The sequence below is a fragment of the Janthinobacterium sp. GW822-FHT07H10 genome, from assembly GCF_058798675.1.
In genome coordinates this window covers 521,636-548,224 of sequence record NZ_JBXAKS010000002.1, presented here as the reverse complement: position 1 = coordinate 548,224, position 26,589 = coordinate 521,636, and the positions used below count along the sequence as shown (strand labels likewise).

Annotated in this window: 28 protein-coding genes; 6 read left to right on the top strand and 22 right to left on the bottom strand. The window is 61.6% G+C overall.

Features of this window, described 5'->3' with window-relative positions; translation table 11 throughout:
* Positions 1-53: 53 nt before the first annotated feature.
* From AC1RDJ_RS06625 to AC1RDJ_RS06615, 3 genes are all read right to left on the bottom strand, one after another.
* On the bottom strand, positions 54-2,255 hold the full coding sequence (locus AC1RDJ_RS06625) for an OsmC domain/YcaO domain-containing protein (protein ID WP_493027004.1): 2,202 nt from the start codon (positions 2,253-2,255) through the stop codon (positions 54-56).
* Positions 2,256-2,372: 117 nt separating this feature from the next.
* On the bottom strand, positions 2,373-2,627 hold the full coding sequence (locus AC1RDJ_RS06620; RefSeq protein ID WP_071323486.1) for a nucleotidyltransferase family protein: 255 nt from the start codon (positions 2,625-2,627) through the stop codon (positions 2,373-2,375).
* A 20-nt stretch (positions 2,628-2,647) separates the two neighbouring features.
* The gene (locus AC1RDJ_RS06615) at positions 2,648-3,433 is read right to left on the bottom strand and encodes a DNA/RNA non-specific endonuclease (RefSeq protein ID WP_493027003.1); all 786 of its coding nucleotides are present in this window, start codon (positions 3,431-3,433) and stop codon (positions 2,648-2,650) included.
* Between the two features lie 206 nt (positions 3,434-3,639).
* Between AC1RDJ_RS06615 and AC1RDJ_RS06610 the strand changes: the two genes are divergently transcribed.
* Positions 3,640-4,167: an SRPBCC family protein gene (locus AC1RDJ_RS06610; RefSeq protein WP_071323484.1), complete on the top strand. Its 528-nt coding sequence runs from the start codon at positions 3,640-3,642 to the stop codon at positions 4,165-4,167.
* A 171-nt stretch (positions 4,168-4,338) separates the two neighbouring features.
* On the opposite strand, the gene AC1RDJ_RS06605 is transcribed toward AC1RDJ_RS06610, so the two are convergent.
* The 8 genes from AC1RDJ_RS06605 to AC1RDJ_RS06570 form a co-directional block, all read right to left on the bottom strand.
* Positions 4,339-4,743: a hypothetical protein gene (locus AC1RDJ_RS06605; RefSeq protein WP_493027002.1), complete on the bottom strand. Its 405-nt coding sequence runs from the start codon at positions 4,741-4,743 to the stop codon at positions 4,339-4,341.
* 128 nt (positions 4,744-4,871) lie between these two features.
* Positions 4,872-5,213 carry a hypothetical protein gene (locus AC1RDJ_RS06600; RefSeq protein WP_493027001.1) on the bottom strand — a complete coding sequence of 114 codons (342 nt, stop codon included), beginning with the start codon at positions 5,211-5,213 and terminating at the stop codon, positions 4,872-4,874.
* A 148-nt stretch (positions 5,214-5,361) separates the two neighbouring features.
* Positions 5,362-6,375, bottom strand: a complete 1,014-nt coding sequence (locus tag AC1RDJ_RS06595) for a response regulator (protein ID WP_071323481.1) — start codon at positions 6,373-6,375, stop codon at positions 5,362-5,364.
* On the bottom strand, positions 6,368-7,465 hold the full coding sequence (locus tag AC1RDJ_RS06590) for a hybrid sensor histidine kinase/response regulator (protein WP_289886561.1): 1,098 nt from the start codon (positions 7,463-7,465) through the stop codon (positions 6,368-6,370). Before AC1RDJ_RS06590 ends, AC1RDJ_RS06595 begins: the two co-directional genes overlap by 8 nt.
* Position 7,466: 1 nt before the next feature.
* Complete coding sequence (locus AC1RDJ_RS06585) at positions 7,467-8,810, bottom strand: sensor histidine kinase (RefSeq protein WP_071323479.1); 1,344 nt, start codon at positions 8,808-8,810, stop codon at positions 7,467-7,469.
* The gene (locus AC1RDJ_RS06580) at positions 8,810-10,204 is read right to left on the bottom strand and encodes a class I SAM-dependent methyltransferase (protein WP_071323478.1); all 1,395 of its coding nucleotides are present in this window, start codon (positions 10,202-10,204) and stop codon (positions 8,810-8,812) included. The genes AC1RDJ_RS06585 and AC1RDJ_RS06580 overlap by 1 nt, the downstream gene beginning before the upstream one ends.
* A 425-nt stretch (positions 10,205-10,629) precedes the next feature.
* On the bottom strand, positions 10,630-11,655 hold the full coding sequence (locus AC1RDJ_RS06575; RefSeq protein WP_071323477.1) for an AraC family transcriptional regulator: 1,026 nt from the start codon (positions 11,653-11,655) through the stop codon (positions 10,630-10,632).
* Positions 11,655-12,545 (bottom strand): GGDEF domain-containing protein, encoded by an 891-nt coding sequence (locus AC1RDJ_RS06570; protein WP_071323476.1) that lies wholly within the window; start codon positions 12,543-12,545, stop codon positions 11,655-11,657. The genes AC1RDJ_RS06575 and AC1RDJ_RS06570 overlap by 1 nt, the downstream gene beginning before the upstream one ends.
* A gap of 315 nt (positions 12,546-12,860) precedes the next feature.
* On the opposite strand from AC1RDJ_RS06570, the gene AC1RDJ_RS06565 reads away from it, so the two are divergent.
* The gene (locus tag AC1RDJ_RS06565; protein ID WP_493027000.1) at positions 12,861-15,386 is read left to right on the top strand and encodes a TonB-dependent receptor; all 2,526 of its coding nucleotides are present in this window, start codon (positions 12,861-12,863) and stop codon (positions 15,384-15,386) included.
* A gap of 17 nt (positions 15,387-15,403) precedes the next feature.
* Entirely contained in the window at positions 15,404-17,266 is a 1,863-nt protein-coding gene (locus AC1RDJ_RS06560) for a phytase (RefSeq protein ID WP_493026999.1), read from the top strand.
* 88 nt (positions 17,267-17,354) lie between these two features.
* Here AC1RDJ_RS06560 and AC1RDJ_RS06555 read toward each other — a convergent pair whose 3' ends face one another.
* From AC1RDJ_RS06555 to AC1RDJ_RS06520, 8 genes are all read right to left on the bottom strand, one after another.
* Entirely contained in the window at positions 17,355-17,768 is a 414-nt protein-coding gene (locus AC1RDJ_RS06555; RefSeq protein WP_493026998.1) for a hypothetical protein, read from the bottom strand.
* A 513-nt stretch (positions 17,769-18,281) separates the two neighbouring features.
* A complete protein-coding gene (locus tag AC1RDJ_RS06550) occupies positions 18,282-18,512 on the bottom strand; it encodes a hypothetical protein (protein ID WP_493026997.1) in 231 nt (76 codons plus the stop codon).
* 60 nt (positions 18,513-18,572) lie between these two features.
* Positions 18,573-18,830, bottom strand: a complete 258-nt coding sequence (locus AC1RDJ_RS06545; RefSeq protein ID WP_156894791.1) for a hypothetical protein — start codon at positions 18,828-18,830, stop codon at positions 18,573-18,575.
* Positions 18,831-18,974: 144 nt separating this feature from the next.
* Positions 18,975-19,679 carry a CPBP family intramembrane glutamic endopeptidase gene (locus tag AC1RDJ_RS06540; RefSeq protein WP_493026996.1) on the bottom strand — a complete coding sequence of 235 codons (705 nt, stop codon included), beginning with the start codon at positions 19,677-19,679 and terminating at the stop codon, positions 18,975-18,977.
* A 276-nt stretch (positions 19,680-19,955) separates the two neighbouring features.
* Entirely contained in the window at positions 19,956-20,405 is a 450-nt protein-coding gene (locus AC1RDJ_RS06535) for a hypothetical protein (protein ID WP_493026995.1), read from the bottom strand.
* Between the two features lie 72 nt (positions 20,406-20,477).
* Positions 20,478-20,804, bottom strand: coding sequence for a hypothetical protein (locus AC1RDJ_RS06530; protein WP_493026994.1), 327 nt, complete (start codon positions 20,802-20,804; stop codon positions 20,478-20,480).
* A 118-nt stretch (positions 20,805-20,922) separates the two neighbouring features.
* Positions 20,923-21,222 carry a hypothetical protein gene (locus AC1RDJ_RS06525; protein WP_493026993.1) on the bottom strand — a complete coding sequence of 100 codons (300 nt, stop codon included), beginning with the start codon at positions 21,220-21,222 and terminating at the stop codon, positions 20,923-20,925.
* A gap of 191 nt (positions 21,223-21,413) precedes the next feature.
* On the bottom strand, positions 21,414-21,662 hold the full coding sequence (locus AC1RDJ_RS06520) for a hypothetical protein (RefSeq protein WP_493026992.1): 249 nt from the start codon (positions 21,660-21,662) through the stop codon (positions 21,414-21,416).
* Positions 21,663-21,903: 241 nt separating this feature from the next.
* Here AC1RDJ_RS06520 and AC1RDJ_RS06515 point away from each other — a divergent pair, with 241 nt between their 5' ends.
* Together AC1RDJ_RS06515 and AC1RDJ_RS06510 are read left to right on the top strand one after the other, a co-directional pair.
* The gene (locus AC1RDJ_RS06515) at positions 21,904-22,782 is read left to right on the top strand and encodes an EamA family transporter (protein ID WP_493026991.1); all 879 of its coding nucleotides are present in this window, start codon (positions 21,904-21,906) and stop codon (positions 22,780-22,782) included.
* 339 nt (positions 22,783-23,121) lie between these two features.
* A complete protein-coding gene (locus AC1RDJ_RS06510; RefSeq protein ID WP_493027151.1) occupies positions 23,122-23,487 on the top strand; it encodes a c-type cytochrome in 366 nt (121 codons plus the stop codon).
* A gap of 152 nt (positions 23,488-23,639) precedes the next feature.
* Here AC1RDJ_RS06510 and AC1RDJ_RS06505 read toward each other — a convergent pair whose 3' ends face one another.
* Positions 23,640-23,978 carry a hypothetical protein gene (locus AC1RDJ_RS06505; RefSeq protein ID WP_493026990.1) on the bottom strand — a complete coding sequence of 113 codons (339 nt, stop codon included), beginning with the start codon at positions 23,976-23,978 and terminating at the stop codon, positions 23,640-23,642.
* Positions 23,979-23,991: 13 nt separating this feature from the next.
* Positions 23,992-24,255, bottom strand: coding sequence for a DUF378 domain-containing protein (locus AC1RDJ_RS06500; protein ID WP_493026989.1), 264 nt, complete (start codon positions 24,253-24,255; stop codon positions 23,992-23,994).
* 359 nt (positions 24,256-24,614) lie between these two features.
* Here AC1RDJ_RS06500 and AC1RDJ_RS06495 point away from each other — a divergent pair, with 359 nt between their 5' ends.
* Positions 24,615-26,054: a methyl-accepting chemotaxis protein gene (locus AC1RDJ_RS06495; RefSeq protein ID WP_493026988.1), complete on the top strand. Its 1,440-nt coding sequence runs from the start codon at positions 24,615-24,617 to the stop codon at positions 26,052-26,054.
* An 8-nt stretch (positions 26,055-26,062) separates the two neighbouring features.
* Here the strand turns inward: AC1RDJ_RS06495 and AC1RDJ_RS06490 are convergent, their stop codons facing one another.
* Positions 26,063-26,587 carry a GNAT family N-acetyltransferase gene (locus AC1RDJ_RS06490; RefSeq protein WP_493026987.1) on the bottom strand — a complete coding sequence of 175 codons (525 nt, stop codon included), beginning with the start codon at positions 26,585-26,587 and terminating at the stop codon, positions 26,063-26,065.
* Between the last annotated feature and the right edge of the window lie 2 nt (positions 26,588-26,589).

The following is a 26,589-nucleotide window of genomic DNA, read 5'->3' as shown; positions in this document are numbered from 1 at the left end:
CTGATCCGGCGCAGCATGGCCGATCAGGCTTGAACCGGTGTATGAAGCGGCGGTCAGCCGATGGCTGCCGCCCTGGCCCGCGCCGCGTGCAGTTTCTTGAAGCTGTCGATCAGGCGCTGGTGCCGGTCCAGCCCTTCCAGCTGCATGCTGGTGGGCGTCAGGCCGTAGAAACGCACGCTGCCGTCCACCGAACCGAGCACGGCGTCCATCCTTTCGTTGCCAAACATGCGGCGGAAATTGACCGCGTAATCGTCCAGCTCCAGCTCGTCGTCGAGCTCTACCTCCAGCACCACGTTCAAGGCCTGATAAAACAGCCGGCGCTCGACCGTGTTGTCGTTGTACTGCAAGAAGGTTTCCACCAGCTCCTTGGCTTCCTCGAATTGCTGCAAGGCCAGCTGGATCAGCAGTTTCAATTCCAGCGTCGTCAACTGTCCCCACACCGTATTTTCATCGAATTCGATGCCGATCAGGGTGGCGATGTCGCCGTACTCGTCCAGCTCGCTGTTCTCCAGGCGCTCGAGCAAGTCTTCCAGGCTGGCTTCGTCCAGGCGATGCAGGTTCAGGATGTCGGCGCGGAACAGCAAGGCCTTGTTGGTATTGTCCCAGATCAAATCCTCGACTGGATACACTTCCGAATAACCGGGCACGAGGATGCGGCAGGCGGTGGCGCCCAGCTGGTCATACACGGCCGTGTAGACTTCCTTGCCCATGTCGGCAAGGATGCCGAACAGGGTCGCCGCTTCCTCGGCATTCGAGTCGTCGCCGTGGCCGGAAAAGTCCCACTCGACAAAATCGTAATCGGCTTTCGCGCTGAAAAAGCGCCACGACACGATGCCGCTCGAGTCGATGAAATGTTCGACAAAGTTGTTCGGCTCGGTGACGGCTTCGCTGGCAAACGTGGGCTGCGGCAAATCGTTGAGGCCTTCAAAGCTGCGGCCCTGCAGCAATTCCGTCAGGCTGCGCTCGAGCGCCACTTCCAGGCTCGGGTGTGCGCCGAACGAGGCAAACACGCCGCCCGTGCGCGGATTCATCAAGGTCACGCACATGACGGGGTAGGTGCCGCCCAGCGACGCATCCTTCACCAGCACGGGAAAGCCCTGCTCTTCCAGGCCCTGAATGCCGGCCAGGATGCCCGGATATTTCGCCAGCACTTCCTGCGGCACGTCGGGCAAGGCGATCTCGCCTTCAAGGATTTCGCGCTTGACGGCCCGTTCGAAAATTTCCGACAAACATTGCACCTGCGCTTCGACGAGGGTATTGCCGGCGCTCATGCCATTGCTGACATACAGGTTTTCGATCAGGTTCGACGGGAAGTACACGACTTCGCCATCCGACTGGCGCACATACGGCAGCGAACAGATGCCGCGCTCGGCATTGCCGGAGTTGGTGTCGACCAGGTGCGAGGCGCGCAGCTCGCCATCGGGATTGTAGATGTCCAGGCTGTATGCATCGAGAATACCGTCCGGTAAGGCATCCTTGCGGCCAGGCTTGAACCAGCGCTCGTTCGGATAGTGCACGAACGGCGCGTTGGCGATGTCTATGCCCCAGAATGAACCAGCATAGAAATGGTTGTTGCTGATGCGCTCGATATACTCGCCCAGGGCCGAGGCCAGCGCGCTTTCCTTGGTCGCGCCCTTGCCGTTGGTAAAGCACATGGGCGAATGGGCATCGCGGATATGCAGCGACCACACATTGGGAATGATGTTGCGCCACGACGCGATTTCAATCTTGATGCCCAGGCCCGCCAGCAGGCCCGACATATTGGCGATGGTTTGTTCCAGCGGCAAATCCTTGCCGGTAATATAGGTGCTCGCGCCCGGCGCCGCATTCAAGGTCAGCAGGGCCTGGGCATCGGCGTCGAGGTTCTCGACTTCTTCAATCACGAACTCGGGGCCCGTCTGCACCACTTTTTTCACCGTGCAGCGGTCGATCGAACGCAGGATGCCCTGGCGATCCTTGGCGGAGATATCGGCCGGCAATTCGACCTGGATCTTGAAGATCTGCTGGTAACGGTTTTCCGGGTCGACGATATTATTTTGCGACAGGCGGATATGTTCGGTGGAAATATTGCGTGTATCGCAATACAACTTCACGAAATACGCGGCGCACAGGGCCGACGAGGCCAAAAAATAATCGAACGGGCCCGGCGCCGAGCCATCGCCCTTGTAACGGATGGGCTGGTCGGCAATGACCGTAAAATCATCGAACTTGGCTTCGAGACGCAGCTTGTCGAGAAAGTTGACTTTAATTTCCATGGGGGATAACAAACCTGTGCATTAATGAATTAGCCGCTATTATCCGCCCTTTCCCGCCCACGGCATAGGCTGTTCACTGCTCCCGCACCACCCGGGCGCCGCAGGAGCAGGCCCGCCTCACTCGAAGGGATTGGCCACCGACGTCACTTCGGGCGGCGGCAGCTGGTCCGGCAAGTCCTGCTTTTCCAGTTGCGCCACGACGTCGGCCAGCAGCTTTTGCAGCTGTTTTGCCAGGGCCAGGCCCGGCTTGTCCAGGGTCAGGTCGATGTCGCCGCTGATGCTAATGCGGTCGATGCGGTTCTCGACCGTCAGGCTGCCAATTTCCAGCACATCGCTTTCATTGGCGTAGGGAACGAATTTCTTTGCGCACATGGCATTTCCTCTCAATCAGATTATTTCCTGGACTTGCTATTGACCTTCGGCAAACTCAGCATGCGCAACTTCTGCTGCCGCGTCAGCGACGGTAACAGATCGATGCCTATCCTGTCTTCCAGTTGCGCAATGCTCAGCACTTCATAGCTCTTGGTATCCACGTTTTCAATGAAGTAGGCGGCGCCGGCGCGCTGGCGCGGGCTGTACACGGCCTTGTACAGGTGGCTGGGCACGATCACCCTGCCCACCTTGCGCAAATTGCCGCCGATAAAGGCCGGTCCCGTGATCACGTACAGGTCGCCCTCCTTCTTCGCCATCTTGCGCACGGCGCCTTCGATGCCGGCCCAGACATAGCGGTTGTTGCGCGAGTCTTGCGGCACCATATTGGCCAGAGTAAAGCTGTCGCGCTGGCTCTGGCGGTCCGGCATGTCGCCATTCGGCGCCATGTGGCCACGGTCGAAGCCGCTGCGCGCATAATCGGCCAGCTCGGCGCGCTGGGCCGCCGGCAGCTTGCGCTCGGCATGGAAGGAGTTTTCACGCGACAAGTCCTGCGCCGCTTCCAGGTTGTTCGCCGTCAAATGTTCGGCCGACCACAGCGGCGTGCGGGTAATCCCCGAGTGCATCACGCCAAACACGTTGTAGCACAGTTCCTTGGTGGCCACTTCCAGCTTGGGGTTGGTGATTTCCGGCCTGCGGCCATCGACGTAATGCGCGGGGCAAGCGGCGGCGTAAGCGAGGTTCGCGGCAAAGGCCGTAGCCAGCACGCCGCACGCCAGGGTCAGCCTGGCGATCGTTCCTTGAATCATATTTCCCTAGTTGAAATCTTTGCAGGCCAGCATTCTAGCGGAGGATAGGCCCGCACCACAAACCTGCCGTGCGCCCGTCCGCGAGGCGGCAAGCGGCCTTGCGGCGAGCTAGCGCAAATAAAGGCCAACATGCAGCGCACAGCCATTCATATCTGCTAAGATTGCCTTGATTCGTTCGCATCGACCATTCAAGATTTGGAGAGCATATGATCAAAAAAACCCTGTTGCTGATCGTCGTCGTCGTCGCCGCCATCCTCGGCTATGCCACCACCAAGCCCGACACATTCAGTGTCCAGCGCGAAATCACCATCAAGGCCCCGCCGGACAAGATCGCCGCCCTGATCACGGACTTCCACTACTGGGCCGCCTGGTCGCCGTGGGAAAAGCTCGATCCGGCCATGCGCCGCACGTTTACGGGCCCGGCCAGCGGCCTGGGCGCGCAATATGCATGGCAAGGCAATGACAAGGTGGGCGCCGGCAGCATGGAAATCACGGAAGCGGCCCAACCGGAGCGCACCGTCATCAAGCTGGACTTCCTGAAACCGTTCGAAAGCCATAACACCACCACGTTCACCATGACGCCCGAGGGCGACAGCACGAAGGTGAACTGGACCATGACGGGCCCCAGCCCTTACGTCAGCAAGGTCATGACCGTATTCGTCAGCATGGATACCATGATCGGCAAGGATTTCGAAAAGGGCTTGAACAACCTGAAGGCGGCGGCGGAACGGTAAATCGTCTCCGCCCCATGACGGACAGGGCCTGCGCGGCCCTGTTCTTTTGGGATGACCGTTGGAGGCGCGGCCCTTGCATATCCATGCAGGCAGGTGCATTGCACCGCCTGCCGGCGGGCCCAGCAAGCATCCAAGCTGACAGGCATTCACATGGGAATGCCCTTGCGCTTATTATTTCAGGAAAAGAATACTGGCGCCCTCGACGACACCGTAAATCACGCAAGTGCCCTTGCCCTGGCCATAAACCGTGGCGCCGCCGGATTTGGCCAGCAAGGCCAGCGCGTACATAGCCTTGCCGCCGGCTGTCGCCGCATCAAATGACATGGAATGGTTATAACCGGCAATGGCGCACGCCGGCGGCGTGCCGACGACGACATCGACAAATGTCACCAGGCCCTTGCCATCGGAATCGATGCGCACTTCCGCGACCTTGCCAATAATGGCGCCCTCCGCATGGGCTTGCGACGAGATAAAAGACAGGGCAACAGCCAGGCTCAATAAAACAGGTTTCATTTGAATATCAATAGAATAAAACCTTATTTTATATTGGCAAATGCAATAAACAAAGTTATTCAAAGATTAAATATGCCATCCACCGCATGAAAACGGCCCGCCGGCCGTCAGGAGCGCCGACAGCGGCACTGCCACGGGCGGCTGCTGTGACGCAGCGGCCAGGATGTTTTATCCAGAAAACCCGATACTCGTCATTTCAAGAAAAGAATATTGGCATCCTCGACGACACCGTAAGTCACGCATATTCCTTTTCCCAGGCCAAAAATAACACCGTCACTGGATTTGGCCAGCAAGGCCATGGCGTAGAAGGCCTTGCCGCCGGCCGTCGCGGCATCAAATGCCAGGGAATGGTTATAACCGGCAATGGCGCACGCCGGCGGCGTACCCGTGATAACGTCGACAAATGTCACCAGGCCCTTGCCGTCGGAATCAATGCGCACTTCCGAGACCTTGCCAATAATGGAACCCTCGGCATGGGCTTGCGATGAAATAAAAGACAGGGCAAAAACCAGGCTCAGTAAAATAGGTTTCATTTGAATCCGAATACAATAAAACCCTATTTTATATTGGGGGATGCAATAAACAAAGTTATTCGAAGATTAAATATGCCATCCACCGCATGAAAACGGTCCGCCTGCACGCCGTCGGCGCCGCGCTGGCGCGTGAAAGCGGACCGCATGCTTAAAACTGCTCGATCCACGCCGCCAGGTGATCGGGCGTGAGGGCCGGTTCGGCTTGCACCACCTTGCCCAGCAAACCCTGTTCGCCCTTGCTGAGCTGCAAGGACCAGCCGCGCCGCGCCAGCCACAGCAGGTTGGCCAGCCAGAACGCATGGGTGGCCGAGACGGGCGTGGTGGTGGGCGTTTCAAGGAATTCCGTCAACAGGCGGCCATCGAGGAACAGCGCCGTGCCGGCCTGGTTTTGCAGCGCCGCGCCAAACGCAGGCTGCAGCATGTCGATGGCCTGCTCGACGCCGCGCCCCGGATGCTCGCGCTCGAGCGTTTCCAGCTGCTGGCGCACGGCGGCGGCAAAAGCCGTGCCGCGGAACGCTTCCGAACTGACCAGGTCGGCATAATCCATCAACAGCCAGTCCGGCTCGGGCGGCGTGACGCCGGCCGTCAGGGCCGCCGACAGGTAGGCTTCCACGGGCAGCTGCTGTTCCGGACCGGCCAGGCTGGCGCACAGCGTGTACAGGGTGCCGATGCGGTTGGCGATCGCTTGGCGCTGGCGCACCATCAGCTTTTCGCGCAGCAATTGCGCATGCTCGTTGCGCAGCCGCGCCAGCTCCAGCGCCTGTTTCAACTCCATGCGCAGCGCCGCGATATCCCACGGCTTCTGGATGTAGCGGTGGATCTGCCCCTGGTTGACGGCTTCCACCGTGTGCTCGAGCTCGGAATACGCGGTCGTCAGGATGCGCACGATATGCGGATGGCGGTCCCACGCGTACGACAGCAGCTCGTTGCCGTAGGCACCGGGCATGCGCTGGTCCGATACGAGCACGGCGATGCGGTCAGCCTGTTCGTCGAGAATGCGCTTGCCCTCCTCGACCGAAGTGGCCGTCAGCACGTCGGCCAGCGGCGCGATGGCGCGCTGGAAATATTTGAGGGCGTTGGCCTCGTCATCGACATAGAGTATCGTCGGCAAGCCTTGCGCCGGCTCTCGTTGAGCCGGTAAACGCAGATTGGCGTCAATCATGCTCGTTCCTTATATGTACTGGAAAATTCAGGGTCACCGTGGTGGAACTGCCAAACTCGGTGGCAATGTCGAGATTGCCGCCGAACGATTGCATCATGCGGTGGCAAAATACCATGCCCCAGCCCTTGCCCGCATCGCTGCTGGCACTGACGGGGTCGATCAACAGCTGCTCGACAATCTCGGGGGCGATGCCGGCGCCATTGTCGCGCACCTTGATGTGGCCGGCACCGATGCGGATGCTGATCGCCGGATGGGCTTGCTCGCCGGCCGAGCGCAAGGCATTGCCCAGCACGGACGACAGGATCAGCGCCACGCAATTGGGCGACTCGGCGATGGCAAAGTCTTCGCCGGCCTCGACCGTGATGGCAGCGCGCTGCTGCGTGCTCAGCGGGTAGCTGTCGAGCAGTGCCGCCAGCAGCTGGCGCGCGCTGCCGGCGCCGCGTCCATCCTGCATGCCGGGCCCGGCACTGGCCAGGCGCACCGTGTCGATGAAGCTGGCCAGGACGGACAGGCAATAACGGGCATTGCCATGCATCAGGGCGGCGGCCTCGCCGATCTCGGCCTGTTGCGCGCCAGCCGACTGCGTGCGCCGCTCGATGCCGCGCGCAAAATTGGCGATGGCCGCCAGCGGCGTATTCAATTCATGGGCCAGGAAAGCGAGCGACTCCTGCATCGCCACCAGGCCCTGGCGCCGCGCGGTGCGCTCGCGTCCCGTCTGCACGGCCAGCTGCAGCGCGCTGTGCATGGCGTTCAGGTCGAGCGGCTTTTCCAGCAGGCGGAACACCGTGCCGCCATTGATCAGCTCAAGCAGCACGTCCTTGTCCGCATACGCCGTCACCAGCATGCAGACGATGTGCGGGTAGCGCTGCGCCACTTCCTGCAGCAATTCGCTGCCCAGGCGGTCCGGCATGCGGTAATCGGTCACGAGCACGTCGACGTGTCCGCCATGCTGTTCCAGCAAGGCCAGCGCCGCATCGACGCCGGGCGCCGTCAGCACGCGGTAGCGCGTGGCGACGGCGCGCTCGAAATACTTGCAGGCGAGCGCTTCGTCGTCCACATACAGCACGCAGGCGCGGCTATCGTTATCCATGCTAGCGGCCCTCCCAATCCGAGCGCTGCAGGTCGAAGTTCATGCTGGCCCATACGCCCAGCTCGCTCTCGGCGCTGAGCGTGCCGCCATGGCGCTCGATCACGCCATAGCTGATGCTCAGCCCCAGGCCCAGTCCCTGCCCCACTTCGCGCGTGGTGAAGAACGGTTCGAAGACGCGCGCCAGGTTTTCCGGCGCGATGCCGGGGCCATTGTCGCGCACGCTGATGCGCAGGCGGTCGTCGTCCCAGCGGGCCGTGATGCGGATCTCGAACGGCGGCGCATTTCCCTTGCGCATGGACAGCACGGCATTGCCCAGCAGGTTGATCAGGACGCCCACGATGGCCGCCTCGTCGCCGCGCACCAGGGTATCGACCGGCAAGTCATGGCTGATGCTGACATTCTTCGTTTCGTGGCCCACGAGGCGGATCGCCGCGTCGAGCGCGCTGCGGAACTGGAAGTGCCCCGTTTCCAGCTGATTGCCGCTCTTGCGGTAGGCAAAGGTCTTCAAGTCGGAAACGATGTGCTGCACGCGCAGCATGCCCTGCTTGGCGTCGGCCAGGCATTCGCTCACCAGCGCGCTTTGCTTGGCGGCCGGATCTTCGATGGCCACCTCGATGGCCATCATGCAGAAATTGACGGGGTTGTTGACCTCGTGCAGCATGCCGGCGGCCAGCGTGCCGATGGCCGCCATTTTCTCCTGTTGCAGCATCTGCCCCTTGATATCGGCCAAACTTTTGTTGGTTTCTTCCAGTTGCGTGTTCTTTTGCGCCACTTCCGCCTTCAGCTGGAACAGCATGAAACGGGCGCGCTCGTTAAAGTAGGTAAACACGGCGCTGATGCTGGCCGACATGATGAGGAACAGGCAATTGACGATAAACGTGCTCTGCAAGTCGAAGCCGTGCGCATGCCAGGCGCAGGCGGCCACGTACAGCAGGCAGGAGACGGCGCCGAAGACCATGTTTTGCCACAGGCCGAACGCCAGCACGATGCCCGACGAATAGATGGCCAGGGTCATGCCCACGTAATAGATGGAGGCGGCCCCTTCGGTGACGGCGATCATCCAGGCGATCATCAGCTGCGGCAGCAGCAGCCAGACGAAGGTCAGGCCCTGGATGCGGTCCTGCGCCCAGCGCGTGCGCATGGCCAGCACGACAATAAAGATCAGCACCGACACCAGCAGGCGGGCGCTGGTGAAGGCCGACTGCATGTCCGGATACAGGGCCGAATCGAGGCCCATGCCCAGCAGGATCAGGACGATGCCCGTGTAGGCACCGCCGCGGCTGAATTCCAGGCGGAAGTCGCGCAAAACGGCCGTGTAGCCGGCGTGCAGGCCTGGAGTATCCATCAGGGAATGCTCACTTCCGCGAACACATTCACGCCCGTGGCATCGACATAGATATGCGGGTCCGTCGCATACTCGGGCAGCAGGGCCGACAGACTCTCTTCATTGCGATAGATCAAATGCCATTCCAGCAAATGCTCCATGCCGAACTTGCCGGGATTGTTGGCGTGCACATTCGTCACCAGCAGGCGCCCGCCCGGCCCCACGCGCGAAGCGAAGTGCAGCAGCAGGCGCGCGCAGACCTTGTCGGACAGGTAGTCGAACAGGCCGGCGCAATACACGGCATCGAAACTGCCGGGCAAGCCGGTGACGCCGGCGCCATGCCGGCGCTTGAGCAGGTTGTGCACGGAATCGTGCACATAGTCGATCTCGACCACGCGGCCCGTGCGCTGCATGATGGTGGTCAGGCGCGCACGCGTCCAGTCCAGCGTCTCGCTGCTGAAGTCGACGAGTTCAAAGGCCAGCCACTGCGCATCGGCACAGGTGTCGAGGAAGCGCTGCACTTCGATGGCCGGGCCGCAGCCCACGTTGAGCACCTTGAAGACGCGCCCGGCGGCGCGCGCGGCGGCCGCCTTCTGCGTCAGGAATTCCGTCAGGATATCGATGCGGTTGCGGTGCGCGGTGGCCACGGCCGCCTGCAGGAAGGCCGCATTGACGATCTGAAAATACGTGCTCGGTCCCTGACGCGGGTCGTCCAGCAACTGGTTGACCATCTGGTAGTCGCCCGCATAGCCGAGCGGCTTGGTGAACGTGCGAAAGACGAATGGCGCGCGCAGGATCAGCGGGTGCAGCGCCGCCTGGGCAAACGCGCGGTGGGCCGGCGCCCGCTCTTCCTCGACCAGCGACGCCTCGGTCTCGAGCTGGCGCAAGTACAGCTGGGTTTGCTCCATCAGCGGCAGCGCGAGCTCGTCGAAGATATCGGCGCGCAAACGGCCATTTTCCTTGGGCAGCGAGTCGGACAAGTCGACCTGCTCGACCCAGCGCGCCACTTCCGACAAAAAGGCGCGCATTTCATTGACGACGATCTGGTAGTCGCGGCGGATGCGGAAGCGCTCGCCCCAGCCGGCGACAAAGGCGCTGGACTCCTTCGCCACCGCGCCCTTGACCACCACCACATCGCTCAGTTCGCGCCATTCGTCGATCAGGGTCACCGAGACGATCGCCGTCAGGCCCGTGTTGACGCTGCTGATGACGACCGCCTTGCCGACGTAGGCGTTTTTCGCCCCCATGCGCACCGTCAGCTCGTTGAGTACCTCGCTGACCTGCACAATCGAGTATGGATTGTAGATTTCCATCACCAGCGAGTTGCGCTGCAGGTTGAAAATCGTGCCGCGCACCGCCTCACCCTGGGTGTTGCGGAAACTGACGACTGGATCGATTTGCGATTGTGAATACACGATTGAACATTATCAAGTGGCCCGGTTTTCCGGCGCGCCAGCCATCGGGGCGCCAGTTGCCAGACTGGGTTAAGGCAAGGCAAGCCGGTCGGCTGCCACCGGCGCACCATCGATATGGCGGCGCTGCGGCGTCGTGTGACGCCACGCCAGCCGGACCGCCTCAAAGCGCGTCTGCTCGCTCTCTTGCCGAGTGTACTATGGATGTAGCAGAACGGGCAATTGTTCCCTCTGGAACGACTCACACTGGCGCTATCGCGCAACGCTGCCGCAATTCGCGCCGGCCAGGAACGGGCAACGCCCATCCAAACCGTGGCGGGCGGAAGCGGGATACGGCCGCGAAGCGCCGCTGTCCGTGCACGGGGCCGCGCAGGCAGCGGGCAGCGCAGGCCGTCATCGCGACGTGCAGCAGGTGTTGATCCGCGTTCTCAGCCAGCGACGAACAGGGCCAGCGCGTGGCGCAGCAATTGCGGCGTTTGCCCCGTCCAGCGCTTGAACGAACGGCGAAAGTTGGTGGCATCATGAAAGCCGAGATAGGCGGCCACGGCGTCGTTGTCGTAACCGTGGGCCTGGAACAGGTAGATCGCCTTGTGCGCGCGCACCTGGTCGAGCTCGGCCTGGAAATGCGTGCCATGGCGCGCCAGGTGGCGCTTGAAGGTGGCGGGACTGACGCCGAAGTCCTGCGCCGTGCGCTCCAGCGTGGGCGCGCAGCGGATATGCTCCAGCAGGTAGTCGTACAGCGCGCCGAGCAGGCTGGCGGCCGGCGCCGGCGCCAATGCCGCCGCGCGCATGGCCAGCGCCGCCGCCGTGGCATTGCCGCGCGGCCAGGGACGGTCGAGCCAGCCCGATTCGATCAGCATGGCGTCGACCTGGCAATCGAAACGCAGCGCCTGGCCCAGGTGCACCTCGTGCTGCTCCACATGCCGCGGCTGCGCCCGGTTGAAGCAGAAACGCCACGGCAGCGTCTCGCCGGCCAGCCAGCGGCACATGGCGGCCAGCGCCGTCATGTGCATCTCGACGAGGAAAGGCAGCTGGCTCGGGGCGCCGAACGCATCGGTCCAGTACAGCACGTGCAGCTCGCCCGCCTCGCGCAGGCGCGGCTGCAACAGCGGGCACAGCAGCGTGTGGAAGTCGCACAGGATGCTCAAGGCCTGGCGCAGGTTCTGCGCCTGCAGCAAGGCGTGGCTGACGGCGCCGTAATGGCCGGGCAGCATTTGCTGGCCCAGCATGAAGCTCGTGTCGGCACTGTCGAGGCCGCGCGCCACGTTGGCCAGCAATTGCAGGTATTGCGCGGCGCTGACCTGGCTTTCCTCCGATGGCAGCGGACCGTCATCGAGGCCCGTGCCCTTGAGCAGCGGCGCCGTGGCCAGGTCGCGGCTGCGCGCATAGTCGAGCACCAGCGCCGGCTGGTGGCGCGCCGCGATGCTGGGGTCGCCCGCCTGGTTCAGCGACATCAGGCGGGCGCGGCGGCATGCGCGCGCGGCGTCTCCACCGCGCGGCTCAGTTCGGCCAGGACCACTTCCGGCACGCCATCGGCCAGCGAACAGGCGTGGCGCAGGCTCAGGCGGATTTCGCGGTTGTCGTTGGCGTGGTGGCGCATCTGCCCCACCATCGCGCACAGGTGGCGCGCGCACACGGCCGCCGCCTCGCGCGACACGCCCGGCATCAGCACGGCGAAGCGGTCGCCCGCATAGCGGCACAGCAAGTCGTCATTGCGCAGATTGAGCAGCAGCATGTGCCCCACGGCCTGCAGCACGCGGTCGCCTTCGCGGTGGCCGTATTCGCGGTTAATCAGGTGAAAGCTGTCGATGTCGAGCAAGACCAGCGCGCAATCGAGGCCCGGCCGGCGCTCCTGCTCCAGGCGGATCTGCGTGCGCAGGTAGCTGGCGTCGGCCAGCTGCGTGATGCGGTCGAAGGCGCGGTGGTCGCGGAACAGGCGCTCGCGCTTTTGCAGGTGCTCGTTCAGGCGAAACTGCTCGTGGCGCCAGTAATACATGCCGATGGTCAGCAGCAGCATGCCGAACGGAATCAAGCCTTCGAGCCAGTTATCCCATACGGCGCGCTTGTCGACGGCGAAGAATTCGTCGAGGCAATCGGCCCAGGAACCGAGCATGATGGCGCACAGGCCGCCGGCGATCAGGCGCGTCACGAGGCCGCGCGGCCGGCTGCTCAGGGTAAACAGGAACCACACGCCGGCCATGATGGCCGTGCCGCCTTCGCACACGATGTCCATCCACTTCCAGAGGGCGATCGGCTTCGGCTGCCCCAAGGTGGCGTAGAGGAAAAAGAACAGGGGCAGCGCCAGCGCGGCGGCAATCAGGCTGTTGCGGTGGAGTGGCAGCATGTGGGGAAACCTTTAAAAGTGGTGCTGCCGCCACGATAGCGTCCGCCCATGACGGCACGATGACATGGCCGGCTGCCGTGCGACAGGTGCAAACGGCTCATGATTGCGAAGCAACATGATGCAAATGCGGCAAGCGGCAGCCCATGCGCCCGGCGCGCGCAGGTCATTTCAGCTCACCACGGTTCATTTCCGGCCGGAAAGCGCTTGCCTGCCGTTGTTTTCAGGGTGGCAAGCCCTTGCCTGTCACGCAATGGTCATATTTGCTGCCTAGAATCCGCCCGGTTCCCTCCCCTAACCGAGCTCTTCATGAAAACCATGCACACTTCGACTCCCTCCCCGCTGCGCCTGACGGCCCTGGCCCTCGGCATCATGGCCGTCTTTGGCGGCACCAGCCAGGCCCAGGCACAGGAAGACGGCCAGGCGGCCGCCACCGTGGTCGTCAGCGGCCAGCGCGCCAGCCTGCGCAACGCCATCGCGGCGCAGGAAAAAGCCGACAACATCATCAGCGTCATCAGCAGCGACGATATCGGCGGCCTGCCCGACAAGAACGCGGCCGAGGCGCTGGCCCGCTTGCCGGGCGTGTCCGTGCAGCGCGACCAGGGCGAAGGCCGCTACATCACCGTGCGCGGCCTGGGTCCGGACCTGAACGCCGTCACCATCAATGGCGCGCTGGTGCCGTCGCCGGAAGCGGGCCGCCGCGCCGTGGCGCTGGACATCCTGCCTGCCGGCCTGATCCGCACGCTGGAAGTGTCGAAGACCTTGCTGCCGGAAATGGACGCCAACTCGCTGGGCGCCACGGTCGAGGTGAAATCGCTGTCCGCCTTCGACTTGCCGGGCAAGCTGCTGTCAGCCAACGTAGGCGCCAGCCACGATGAAAAGACGGGCAAGACCAGCCCCAGCGGCGGCGCCCTGTGGGCCCAGCGCTTCCTCGACGGCAAGCTGGGCGTGGCAGCCGGCCTGAGCGCGGAAAAGCGCTCGTTCGGTTCCGACGACGTGGAAACGGGCGGCGCCTGGAGCAAGGGCCGCGTATCCGGCCTGGAATTGCGCGACTACCTGCCCGTGCGCAAGCGCGGCGCGCTGGCCGTCAACCTCGATTACCGTCCCGAAGCGGGCAACAGCTGGTTCCTGCGCTCGTTCGTCAGCGCGTTTTCCGACAATGAAGTGCGCGACCGCTTGACCATCAGCAATATCGCCGGCGGCAGCCTGGCCGAAGGGGAAACGGCCGGCGCGCGCGCCGAGCGCCGCATCCGCCAGCGCAAGTACACGCAGCAGGTGCGCTCGCTGGTGCTGGGCACGCAGCAAAAATCGGGCGACTGGACGCTGGACGTGAAAGGCGGCATGAGCCGCGCCACGGAAGACACGCCGGAATCGCTGAACGACGGCCGTTTCCGCGGTCTCAGCAACTTCCCCGGCATCAGCTTCACCGATACGCAGCAACCCAGGCTGAGCGGCCCCGCCTCGCTGTACGACCCGGCCAGCTACGCGCTCAACGCCATCACGCTGCAAAAACGCTACTCGAAGGACAATGAACACCACGCGCGCATCGACCTGGCGCGCAAGTTCGACATCGCCACCCTGAAATTCGGCGCCAAGGTCAGCCGCCGCGAGAAAAGCAATGACACGGATCAATGGGCGTACAACAGCAGCAAGGCCACCAGCGGCAACTACTGGGGCGCCGGGTCCACGTCGATGAGCAGCTTCGTGCAAGGCCACAGCCTCGATTACGACCTGGGCAACATCGGCGTGGCCCTGGATCCGGCCCTGATCCGCGCCCGCGTGGCCGGGCTGGACCGCGCCAAGGCACGCCTGGCAACCGAGTCCATCATCAACGACTACCGCATGCATGAAGACATCAACGCCATGTATGTGCAAAACAGCTACGACTTCGATGCCTGGCACATCCTCGGTGGCGTGCGCGCCGAGCGCACCAGCTTTGAAGCGGCCGGCTCGCAAGTGGACAGCGCCGGCGTCGCCACGCCCTTGACGCGCGCACGCTCGTACACCAACTGGCTGCCGAACCTGCAGACGCGTTATGACCTGGATCAAAAGACCAGCGTGCGGGCCGCCTGGACGCAAGCCGTGGTGCGCGCCAATTTCAGCCAGCTGGCGCCCGGCGTCAGCCTGGCCAGCAACACGGAAGCCGTGATCGGCAACCCGGACCTGAAGCCGCTGAAGGCGAACAACCTGGATCTGGGCATCGAGCGCGTGCTGGGCAATGACGGCGTGATGTCGGCCTACGGTTTCTACAAGGACATCAACAATTTTACGTACACGACGAACCTGGCCGGCACGGGCCAGTGGGCCGGCTACACGACGGCCACCTCGTATGCGAATGGCGATGCGGCCAAGGTGAAAGGCATCGAACTGGCCTATATGCAGCCGCTGCGCATGCTGCCGGCGCCGTGGAACAAATTCCTCGTGGGCGTGAATGGCACGCTGAGCACGTCGAGCGCGCAGATCGGCCGTTTCGACAAGGCGGCAGGCAAGCAGGTCAACCGCGACATCCGCCTGCCGGGCCAGTCGAACCAGGTGATGAACCTGATGCTGGGCTATGAAACGGGTCCCGTCAGCGCCCGCCTGGCCCTCAACTACAAGTCGCCGTATCTGCTGGAAATGGGCGGCGATATCCTCGATTCAAGCCAGGACCACATCGTCGACAGCCAGAAGCAGCTCGATTTCTCGCTGTCATACCAGATCAACAAGCAATTCCAGGTGATTTTCGAAGCGGCCAACCTGAACAATGAGAAATACTATGTCTACCAGGGCACGAAGCAATACAACGTGCAGAACGAACAATATGGCCGCACCTTCAAGGTGAGCCTGAAAGCCAGCGCCTTCTGATGATGAATTTGAACAAGATGAAAAAGACCGTACTCTGCAGTGCTTTGCTGGCCGCCTTTTCTTTCAGCGGCGTGACGCAGGCCGCGCCTGCCGCCATGGTTCCTCCCGCCTTCACGCAGGAAGCGGAAGAGCTGGCGCGCCTGCCCGGCGGCGGCTGGCTGCTTCTCGACAAGCACGGCTTGCGCCTGTTCGACCCTGCCGGCCAGGAACAGGACCGCATCGCCGTGCGCGCCAAACAGCTCGACACGCGCATCGATGGCGGCAAGGTTCTGGCCGTCTTCCTGGAAGCGGACACGCAGCGCCCGCTGCCCGTCACCGTCGATGTACAGGCCGGCAAGCTGGTGAAACTGGCGCCGTTTCCCGTGCCGACGTTTTCCGTGGAAGCGTCGTGCCTGTACCGCGATGCCCAGCAGCTCGAACATCTGTTCTTGATCGGCAAGGATGGGCAAGCGGAACAGTGGGTAATGCGGGGCGAGCAGCGCCAGCTGGTACGCAAGCTGGCCTTGCCGCCGCATACGAAGCATTGCCGGGTCGACGATGGCGCGCAGCGCCTGCTGGTGAGCGAAGCGAACATGGGCGTGTGGGCGTATGACGCCGATGCCGAAGGCATGGGCAAGCGCGAAGTCGTGGCCTTGCGCAAGCCGTATGGCCAGCTCGATGGCGGTGCCGGCGCACTGGCCGTGCTGCCCGGCGGCGTGGCCGTGCTCGACGGCAAGGCAGAAAAACTGCATCTGCTGGCACACCAGGGCGGCAAGTGGACGGCCCTGCCGCCGCAAGCCGTCGCCCTGAACGTGCGCAAGGGCGACAGCCAGCTGGCGCTCGATGCCAGCTCGTTATTGCTGCGCGGCAAAAATAGCTGGCAAGCGCGGCCATTGAAGTGGACGGGCCAGGCGGAAATCCAGCCAGCGGTCGCCATCGTCGCCCCGCAAGCGCAGACGGAACCGATGGCGCGCCAGGGCGACGCGGCCGACGACCCGGCCATCTGGCTGTCCAGCAAGCCGGGCGACGCACGCATCCTCGGCACGAACAAGAAGCAAGGCTTGCTCGTCTACGACCTGCAAGGCAAGCAAACCCAGCTGCTGGAAGTGGGCCGCCTGAACAACGTCGACGTGCGGCAGAACACCAGCCTTGGCGGCGGCAAGGTCGACCTGGCCGTCGCCACCCAGCGCGACGACAACAGCATGATGCTGTTCACGATCAATGCCAGCGGCGAAGTGACGGAGGCGGGCCGTTTCCCTACCGGGCTGAAAAGCATCTACGGCATGTGTCTGTACCAGCCGGCTGGCGGCGGCGTGGAAGCGTTCATCAACGACAAGGACGGCACTTTCCAGCAGTACCGGATCGGCATGAGCGAGAACAAGTTTACCGCCACCCTCTTGCGCAGCATCAAGGTCGCCACGCAACCGGAAGGCTGCGTGGCCGACGACGCCAATGGCCGCCTCTTCCTCGGCGAAGAAACGCGCGGCGTGTGGACCACCTCGGCCGACGCCGCCAAGCCGGACGCGCTGACCATGGTCTTGCCGGTCGGCCCGCAGTTGACGGCCGACGTGGAAGGCATGGCCATCTACCGCCAGCCGGGTAGCGCGCCTGACACCGGCTACCTGGTCGTCTCCAGCCAGGGCGACAGCAGCTATGTCGTGCTCGATGCGCAAGCCCCGTACAAGGTGCGCGGCCGCTTCAAGGTCGGCTTTAACTTGCCGGCCGGCATAGACGGCACGTCGGAGACGGACGGTCTCGACGTCACCTCCGCCAACCTGGGCGGCGCCTACGCGCAAGGCATGCTGGTGATACAGGACGGCTACAAGCGCCTGCCCGACGGCCCGCAGAACTTCAAGTATGTGGCGTGGGCGGATGTGGCGAAGGCGTTGAAGCTGGAGTAATGACGCAGGAAGGGGGCAGATCCGCCGGGGAATACGCGCCAATGGCGCGCATTCCGCCCCCGGGGGAACCGCCCCCCGGTACCCGGCACTATGCGCGCGGCATGTCGATATGAAATGGCAGCCGCTGGCCGCACAAGTCCACCATGCCCGACATGGCCAGGCGCCGCGCCGACAATTCGACGACATGGACGGCCGATACGTCGCCGTACTCCATCATATAGATACCCGACTCCTCGGCATCGGACTCCGTATCAAGCGGACCGGCAGTGAATTCCCCCTGCGGCCCTGCCTGCACGCGCAAGCCGTGCAGGAAAAAGGCCGGCGGATACAGGGCCCACGCCCATTCCGCATCGTCGTCCTCGGTCAAGCGCATGAACACATCGTCGTCGCCATGGATATCGATATTGAGCTCCAGCAAGCCACTGCCATCGCCTTCCAGGCGAATGCCTGATTTCGCCACGTCCACTTCAAAATTGGTGCCACCGATACTGAAAACAGTCATGCAATACGACTCCTGGGTTATATGTGAATATGCGGGGCGACAGGCAGGCATGCATGCAGAACGGTCGCGTCGATCAAGCAGGCGGCAAGTATAAGCCAGGCAATCACGGCCAGCATGCAGATGGCCTATTTTCATCCTGAAGCCCATGTACGTGCCGTCATTGTCAACGCGCACAGCGACGGCGTCAAACTTCAACGCGTTTAAAGGCCCGTGAATGCAGCAAGGACGCTTAGTCCGCAGACAAGGCAAGACCTGTGACGTCTGCTTCCGCACCAAAGCAGACGTTGGCGTGAACCGGTCGATTACCTAGCGTCTCTATCAGAAATAGTTGCGGAGCGCGGGAAAAGGTTACTGCACGGGACATAGTCAGCGCGGAAGCAACCGAGCTCTGGTCGGGTTGAAGCAATACACGCGTCGTCGGATCGAATAATCGACTACCTAGCGCACCAGCAAAGGTGCAGACTGCATCGAGTTCTGTCTCAGTTGCTGATGCGTCGAGACGAATGTGTATCTCTACCCCGTCGCCTTCTTCAAAGAAGAGGTCAACGCGAGTGCTATTTTCGCCCCGAAGACTACCCAGTCACCCATCATGAACCACGGATAGCGCATCGAGGCGATTAGAGTTCGCTGTGCGCTCAGCGTTGACGCTGCAGGAGATTGAGGAAGATGCCAACCATCTTCTTTCAAAAGCGGAAGAGTGCTCCCTTCACCAACTACAAACAGATCATATTGCCACACGGCCATTGAATGTCTCCTTAGCTGCCCTGGCTACGGCCGCTTCTGGCCGGCAGCCGGCGGTGTAGGTCAGGCTTCCAGAGGCTTGCCGTCGATGAGTACGCGAAATCGCTCACCTGAAAAGCCCGCCCGGTGGCTACCGTAAATGGCCTTTCCGATAGACTCATACCATTTGGAATCGGTGGCCTCGACAGAAACGGTCATGTCCGAGTTTTCGGCGCCGATTTTCTCAAGAGCTTCAGCGACCTCACTTGCTGAGCGTAGTTTGACACCATTCAAGTCTACGCCGTCATTGTCGAAAATTCGCAATACAACTAGATTTTCCAAATCGATGCTCCAAAAATAAATCGGTGATGCTTCAGTTCTTACATTGGCGAACGGCGGCAGATGGCTGGTGGCAGCTTCTACCTCTTTTCAGAGATTCACGATCCAGCACCTTCGTCGTTGATGGGTCTGCGTTCGAACTTTCCTCTACACCGCATGTGCGATCTCTGTTTCACGGCGCTGTCGCGCCCGGAACACCACCGGAACTGAGATTAGCGACAAACCAGCATGGATGACGATCAGCCACCACAGGCTGTGCGTCAAAGCATATGCGATCGTAAAGACGAAGGCCGACACGATCGAGGCGATTAGCTGCTTCGGGTTCTTGTAGCCGTGCCCTATGCCGTAGGCAAGAGCAGAAGCCGCGATGGCAATCGGCAAGCCTGTGCTGGGTGTCAGTAGCAGCAGAATAAAGCCGCGGTAGAGGATTTCCCATCCAGCGCTCGTAAGCGACATACTAGCCACGAAGGCCAGCGTCTCGGCGCCGGTACGCGGCCAAGGGAAAGATGAATCCAGCAGCTTGCGTTCATTCTCAGCGCGAGCCAGTGGCGTTTTACGACGCTCAATGATGTTGACGACTAGCGAAAGGCCACACAGCAGCAACACGGCGAAGGCCAATCCCCAGGTGCCGATGCTGGAAAGGGGCAGATCGAAGCCGATTTCGCGTAGCGTGTAGCCGGCTTGCCAGGAACCGACCCAGAGGATGCCCAGTAGTACTAGTACATGCCAACTCATTGACCAGTAACGAAGCAGCAGTGGACGGGGCTTATTACTCTTCGGACGCAGGCTGCGCCACACGTTCAAGGCAGGAAAAACAAACAGCAGATAGAGCGCGAGCAGGATGTTCAGCATGGTATTGGCAGGATTAAGGCGGTGTATTGCATGATGCCGCTGCATTTGTTCAATGCCTCGTCGGTAAGGTGTAAGCGCGAACATAGCGTCGGCGCAGGCGTCAGAAAGCCAATCATTCCAACACCCGACCGTGGCCGCTTTTTACAGCGCCCCCAGAGAATAGCAAATTACCGAAGGGGAAAAGTCACGCATTATCACGTCAATATGAATGACTGCTGTTGGCCGAAGGCTGCCTGAAAGGTGTCACGCAAAGCTAATGGAGACGCTGCGTCCACTCTACAAGCTTGCGTAGTTAGAACCATGGATTGAAGTACGCGGAAGCAGAAGCCTTACCTCCCTAATTGGAGCGCCAAACCGAAAAACGGCGCCTGACGTTGACAGCACCACAACCCAGCCAGCCTTGATTGTTATTTGATCAAATGGATTGGATTGATCCGAGACAAACGTCCAAACAGGTTCATGATTTTGCAGCGATTCCAAAACGATTACGCCGATTGAGCCATGTTCCGCCGCCTCTCCGCACTTGACTATGTACTGTCCACCATACAGCTCTTCTTGCGCCAGAATCGCGACATTGAGCCAACTGCCAGGCTCCTGTTTTTCATGTACTTTGGCCATCCAGGTTTCGTGCACTTCGTAGATGTCACCGTTGGTGCACACGAGGCCATTGCAGCTGCGCACCTCCTGGTTCTTCCACTTGGTTGCCATCACTGTGATTGATTCCATATTTAGACAAGGGCGACTGCACGCCCTGAATTAGACAGACTCCATTCTATCGAACGGCTACTTTTGCACTAGCTATCCTCGCTTAAAATAGTCTGGGTAGAAACGACGCAAAATCGACTTGCGTTTGGAATCGTTGATGGGCCTTTGAATGTCCTTCAGCGAACCGGCGAGCCAATGGTCGCTGATCTCCGATGTTGTCCAAGTGCCGGGCGCAAGGTAACGGTAGGCGCCAAAGTATTCGTGTGCCGAAATTAAATCGTTGCTAGGTTTTGCTGCATATTTTTGCATTGCATGTGCGAACTGTCGAAGCCCTGCCTTGGTCCCAACCAATCGCCACTCCTTGGCGTCATCATCGCTGTCATAGAAGAAACCGAACTCGCGCCACTCACGCTGCGTCATTTCATTGATTTCGCTACGCGCATATCTTTACCCATGGCGTTCTAACCGTCCGCTTCTGGCCGGAAGCAGATATCGGTCGGCAACTAAATTCGTAAGCGAGGCAATTTCATAAAGTATATTAACTGTCCTGCTTGCGCCTTGTGAAAAGCAGCCAGGCAAGCACCACAATGCCTGCAACGATACATCCGGCCAGACTAACGGCGACACCAAAAATGTACCACGCCACATCGATTCCGTGACTGTAGAGTGTTCCGACAAATAGCCCACTCACTAGCCAGACTAACAGCGCCAATTTAAGCAGAAAGTATTTTACTTTACCGATGGGACGACTGAGGCGCATCTGATGAATAGCGGTCGCACCCATGACTAAACAAGCCAAACTAGCCGCAATTATCAAGCGTGAAAACGAATACTCCATGGTGCAACCTAGCTTGTAGCTGAGCCTGCGGGCCCATAGATTAAAAGACCGCGAGGCTTAGTGCGGCAGCCAATTATCGCTTGCAACTATGCCGCCGGCTTGAGTCTGCACTACGGAACCTGCGCGGGCAGACGAATTGGCGAGTATCCAAGCATCCGGTGCTGGCCGACAGCGAGCAGTGAGGTAATTTATTACTTATCGCTCTGGGATTGCAAACGAAGCGCTAAATCGTCAATTTTGCGCTCAAGCTTTAGATTCGATGCGCCGATGAAGAACCAGATACATGCGAAGTTTACAATCGGAATCAACGCAAGAATCGTCCATTTTGTTACATTGCGTCCCTTTTCCTTAGCCAGAAGATGTGCTGGTATTGCCATCAATAGTGACATCAATATTAATGGAAGAAATGAAGCAAAAAGACTTGGGGCGCTATTTTCCATGGCTTAAATCCTATCTGAATTTAAAAATATGACAATGCTTAACCGCTTCACTGACAACGTGCAGCCTCTGGTCATTCGCAAACAATTCCGCAACTGTAGCGTATTTTACAATATAACATCAAAGAAATGACATGGAAGAAGCCGCGATACGCCAGCTATGCCAGCGGCTGCCCAGTTAAATCTTCCCAACTTACCAAGTTGCCAGCGACTGGCAGGCCCAGGCGTATTAAAATCATGCCCCATGACCTCCCCCGCCTCGACCTCCCCCCTCCCCGACAGCATCCTGCTCCCTTCCCTGGCCGTACTGGGAGGGCAGATTTCCGTCAATCTGGGGGCGGCGATTGCGAAGAATCTGTTTCCTGTCATCGGTGTCGAGGGCATCACGGCCTACCGCGTGGGGTTTTCAGCCTTGATTTTGCTGGCCATCTTTCGGCCGTGGCGTTTTCGGCTGACGCGCAAGGATGTACTGAATTTACTGGTCTACGGTTCCGTGCTGGGGCTGATGAACTTGCTGATTTACCGGGCGTTTGCGCTGATACCGATCGGCATCGCCGTTGCCATCGAAGTGACGGGGCCGCTGGCCGTGGCCATGCTGTCGTCGCGGCGGCCGCGCGATTTGCTGGCCGTGGCTTGCGCCGTGTTCGGCCTGTACCTGCTGTTGCCGCTGCAAGGCAGTCCGGGCAGCCTGGACCCTATCGGCGTGGCGTATGCGCTGGGCGCGGCGCTGTGCTGGGCGCTGTATATCATCTTCGGCAAGCGCGCTTCCAGTCTTCAGGGCGGCCAGGCCGTCGCGTGGGGCATGACGGTGGCGGCCATGGTGACGGTACCCATCGGCATCACTTACTCGGGCACGGCCCTGCTGGCGCCGTCGATTGCGCTGATGGGCCTGGCGATTGCCATGCTCTCCAGCGCCCTGCCATATTCCCTGGAAATCTTCGCCCTGCGCCGCTTGCCGCAAGGCGTGTTCGGCATGTTCAGCAGCGCCGCGCCGGCCGTCAGCGCACTGGCCGCCATGGTGGTGCTGGGAGAACTGCTGAGCATGACCCAGTGGCTGGCCATCGGCTGCATCGTCTTCGCTTCGGCCATGGCGGCGCTGGGGGCGCAAGGCGGCAAGCGTTAGCGGCGGCATGCCGACTGCAACTGCAACCGCCTGCAACGCGCATGCGGCAATGCGGCAAGGCAGATAGCAGCGGCAAGACAGGCCACACTGTGCTGGCCACACCGCGCCCCCAGACCTGCCGCAGCGGATGCATGCATAAAAGCAAGTATCCATACCACCCTGTAAAATGCGCCATCGCTTGCCACGCACGTGCCTGACGCATCCGCTTTCACCATGAAAAACCTGTTACAAGCTTGCCGTTATCTCCTTCACCGCCCGCTGCGCCTGCCGCCGACCAGCATGCGTAGCAACAGCCTGGCGGCCGCCACGCTGTTCGCCGTGCTCTGCTCCCAAGCTGTCATGGCCCATGCGGCTGCGCCCGCCGTCACAGCGCCAACTCCAGCGGCACCCGCCCTCAAGGGCAATGCCGAGGCGGGCAAGGCGGCGTTTCGCAAGTGCGCCTCCTGCCACCAGGTGGGGCCATCGGCGCGCGGCGGTTTCGGCCCCAAGTTGACGGGCGTGATTGGCCGCAAGGCGGGCGCCACCACCGATTACCGCTATTCGGCGGCCATGAAAAACTCCCAGGTCGTCTGGACCGAACACAATCTGGCCGCTTTCCTGAAAGCGCCCAGCGATTTCATTCCGGGCAACAACATGCGCTTCTGGGGCATCGGCAATGCCCAGCAAGTGGCCGATTTGCTGGCCTATTTGCGTACGCAGCAATAAACCAATCAAGCCACCAAGCCCACCAAGCCCACCAAGCTTAAACCTAAGCCAGGCCAATAAGCGTATGCAAGCGCGCACGGCCGCGCCACAGACCGGCACGCCGGCTGAAAGCAACGCCCCGCATCAAGCCACAGGAACCACGCCGCGGCAGGTCAGGCTCCCAGCGCCTGCAATACGCCCTTGCGCTTCTTGTGCGCCATTTCATAGGTACGCAAACGCTTGAGGTCGGCAGCGGACAGGCCCTCCAGCTTGCCGCATATCTGCGCCGCCGTCAGGTGCTGGTAGCCGTCGATGGGCAGCTCCGGCGTCCCACCCTTGCCCGTTGGCTTGCCAGCCCGTGGCACGAGCGTTTCGCCCGCTTGCGCCCTTTGCTTGTTCACGATGCGGGCGGCAACTTCTTCCTCGCGGCCCCGATAGCGCCCTTCCTGCTTGAAATCCTTGTCCAGCTTCCTGAATTCGCGTTCACGCTTGGGATTGGCGCCGACAGGCATGGCAGCTCTCCCGTCATGGCTTGGACGGCAGCTTGCGCACGCACAGATAGATCGAATACAGGGCAGCCAGGCCCACCAGCACATAGACGGTGCGCGACGCCATCGTCACGTCGCCGAGCAGGCGCGCCACCACGTCGAGATCGAACAGGCCCACCAGGCCCCAGTTCAAGCCGCCCACGATCAGCAGCACCATGGCCACCCAGTCCAGCGCATTCAGGCGCATGGCCATGAGTTCCGTGCGTGCCGTCCCTTCCGTACCCGATTGAATATTCGCCATCTCGGTCTCCTGTTGCGGTTAATGCTGCACTTAATGTTACGGTTGACAATCGCGATGCCGCCGGCAGGCATGCGCCAGCGGGCCAGGATTGGAGTGTAGGCGCGGCGGCTCAAATGGCTAGTCAGACAATCCCGCCCGAATCAGTAGGAAAACTCCTGATTCATTGCCGTGATTCGTTCCGACATGCAGTCGTCATCTGTTGCTGAATAATCAGCAACAAATTCCAATATGGAAATATTTATAGATTACTTAGTACTGCACTGCTACACTCATTTCACCCCAGCAATGTCAGGGGCAATCGCGCCGCGCCATGCCGTCCGCATGGGAAGTGGCCACCATGGGACAACCGCTGAGGGGACATGAAACTTTCCAACATCCGTATCGGAGCACGCCTGACAACAGGCTTTCTGCTGGCATCGCTGTTGCTGGCCATCGTCGTGATCATCAGCACCTGGCAACTATCCACGGTCAGCGGGGAAATCGACGCCAGCGTGAACCAGCGCTATGCGCGCATCGAACAACTGCACGCCTTGCGCAACTCCATGCAGGCAGATCCGGCGGCCCTGCGCGACATCGACCGGCAGATCGCGGCCCAGTCCGCCCTCATGCGCGAAGCGGCCGGCGCGGCCGTGGCGCGGGCGCGCAATACCAGCATGCTGATCATTGCACTGGGCGTGATCGGCGGCGTGCTGAGTCTGCTTACGGCCTGGTTCATCAGCAGCGGCATCGTGCGCCCGCTGCGCCATGCCGTCAAAGTGGCCCGCAAGGTGGCCGGCGGCGACCTGAGCGACAATATCCGCGTCGAATCCAGCGATGAAGTGGGCCAGTTGCTGCAGGCGCTGAAAGACATGACGGCCAGCCTGACCGGCATCGTCGGCGAGGTGCGCGGCGGCACGCACGACATCGCGGGCGCCTCGGGCGAGATCGCCGCCGGCAACCTCGACCTGTCGCAGCGCACGCAGGCGCAGGCCAGTTCTCTGGAGCAGACGGCCGCATCGATGGAGGAATTGACGGGCACCGTCAAGCAGAATGCCGATAACGCGCGGCAAGCCAACCAGCTGGCGCTCTCGGCGGCCGAGGTGGCGGGCAAAGGCGGCAAGGTGGTGGCGCAGGTGGTCGAGACCATGAGCTCGATCAATGCCTCGTCGAAAAAGATAGTCGATATCATCGGCGTCATCGACGCCATCGCCTTCCAGACGAATATCCTGGCACTGAATGCGGCCGTGGAAGCGGCGCGCGCAGGCGAACAGGGGCGCGGCTTTGCCGTCGTGGCCAGCGAAGTGCGCACCCTGGCGCAGCGTTCGGCGGGCGCGGCCAGGGAAATCAAGCAGCTGATCGGCGACTCCGTCGAGCGCGTGGATGCGGGCGCGCGCCTGGTCGACACGGCGGGCGCCACCATGCGCGATATCGTTGCCAGCGTGCACCGCGTGACGGACATCATGGGTGAAATCAGCATGGCCAGCGGCGAGCAATTGTCGGGCATCGAGCAAGTCAATGCCGCCATCGTACAGATGGAACACGTGACGCAACAAAACGCCGCGCTGGTGGAACAGGCGTCAACGGCGGCCGCCAGCATGCAGCAGCGCGCCACGCAGCTGTCGGGCACGGTGGGCATCTTCAAGCTGGGCCATGCGCCGGCGTTGACGCCTGCGCATGCGGCGCACGGCATCAGCCTGGCCACGGCGCAGACGCAGACGCAGACGCAGACGCAGACGCAGACGCAGCAAAGCACCACCCAGCCCATGGTGTCAACACCGTCGGCGCACCGCCCTGCTGTTAGAGCGCGGCTGAAAGCCTGAGTTCCCCGCTACAGCAGCTTGTACATGATGGTGGTGGCGTCGAGCCGCTCGCCGGCCGGTGCCAGCGCATAGCCGGGGATGCTGCCGGCCACCACGTAACCCAGCGACAAGTACAACGGTTCCGCATGGTCACCGCTGCGCGTGTCGAGCGTCAGCAGGCTGCGCGGCAGCAACCGCGCCTGCGCTTCCAGCGCCTGCATCAGCAAGCGGGCGATGCCGCGCCGGCGAAACGCCGGATGCACGAGCAGCTTGCGCACCTCGGCCCGGTGCGCCTGGTTGGGGTTGGTATCACAGTCGAGCTGCACGGCGCCCGCCACCTGTCCGTCCACCTCGGCCACCAGCAGCAGGCGCACGCCGCGCGTCACGGCCGGCAGCACGTTGTCCGTCCAGAACCCCTGGCTGGCTGCCGCATCGAAGGGCAGGATAAAACCGATGCTGGCGCCATCGTGCACGCATGCCTGCAGCAGCGCGCCCAGCTCCGGCAGGCGCGCAAGAATATCCGTGGAGCTGAAAAGTCGTAGTGATGGATGCATGG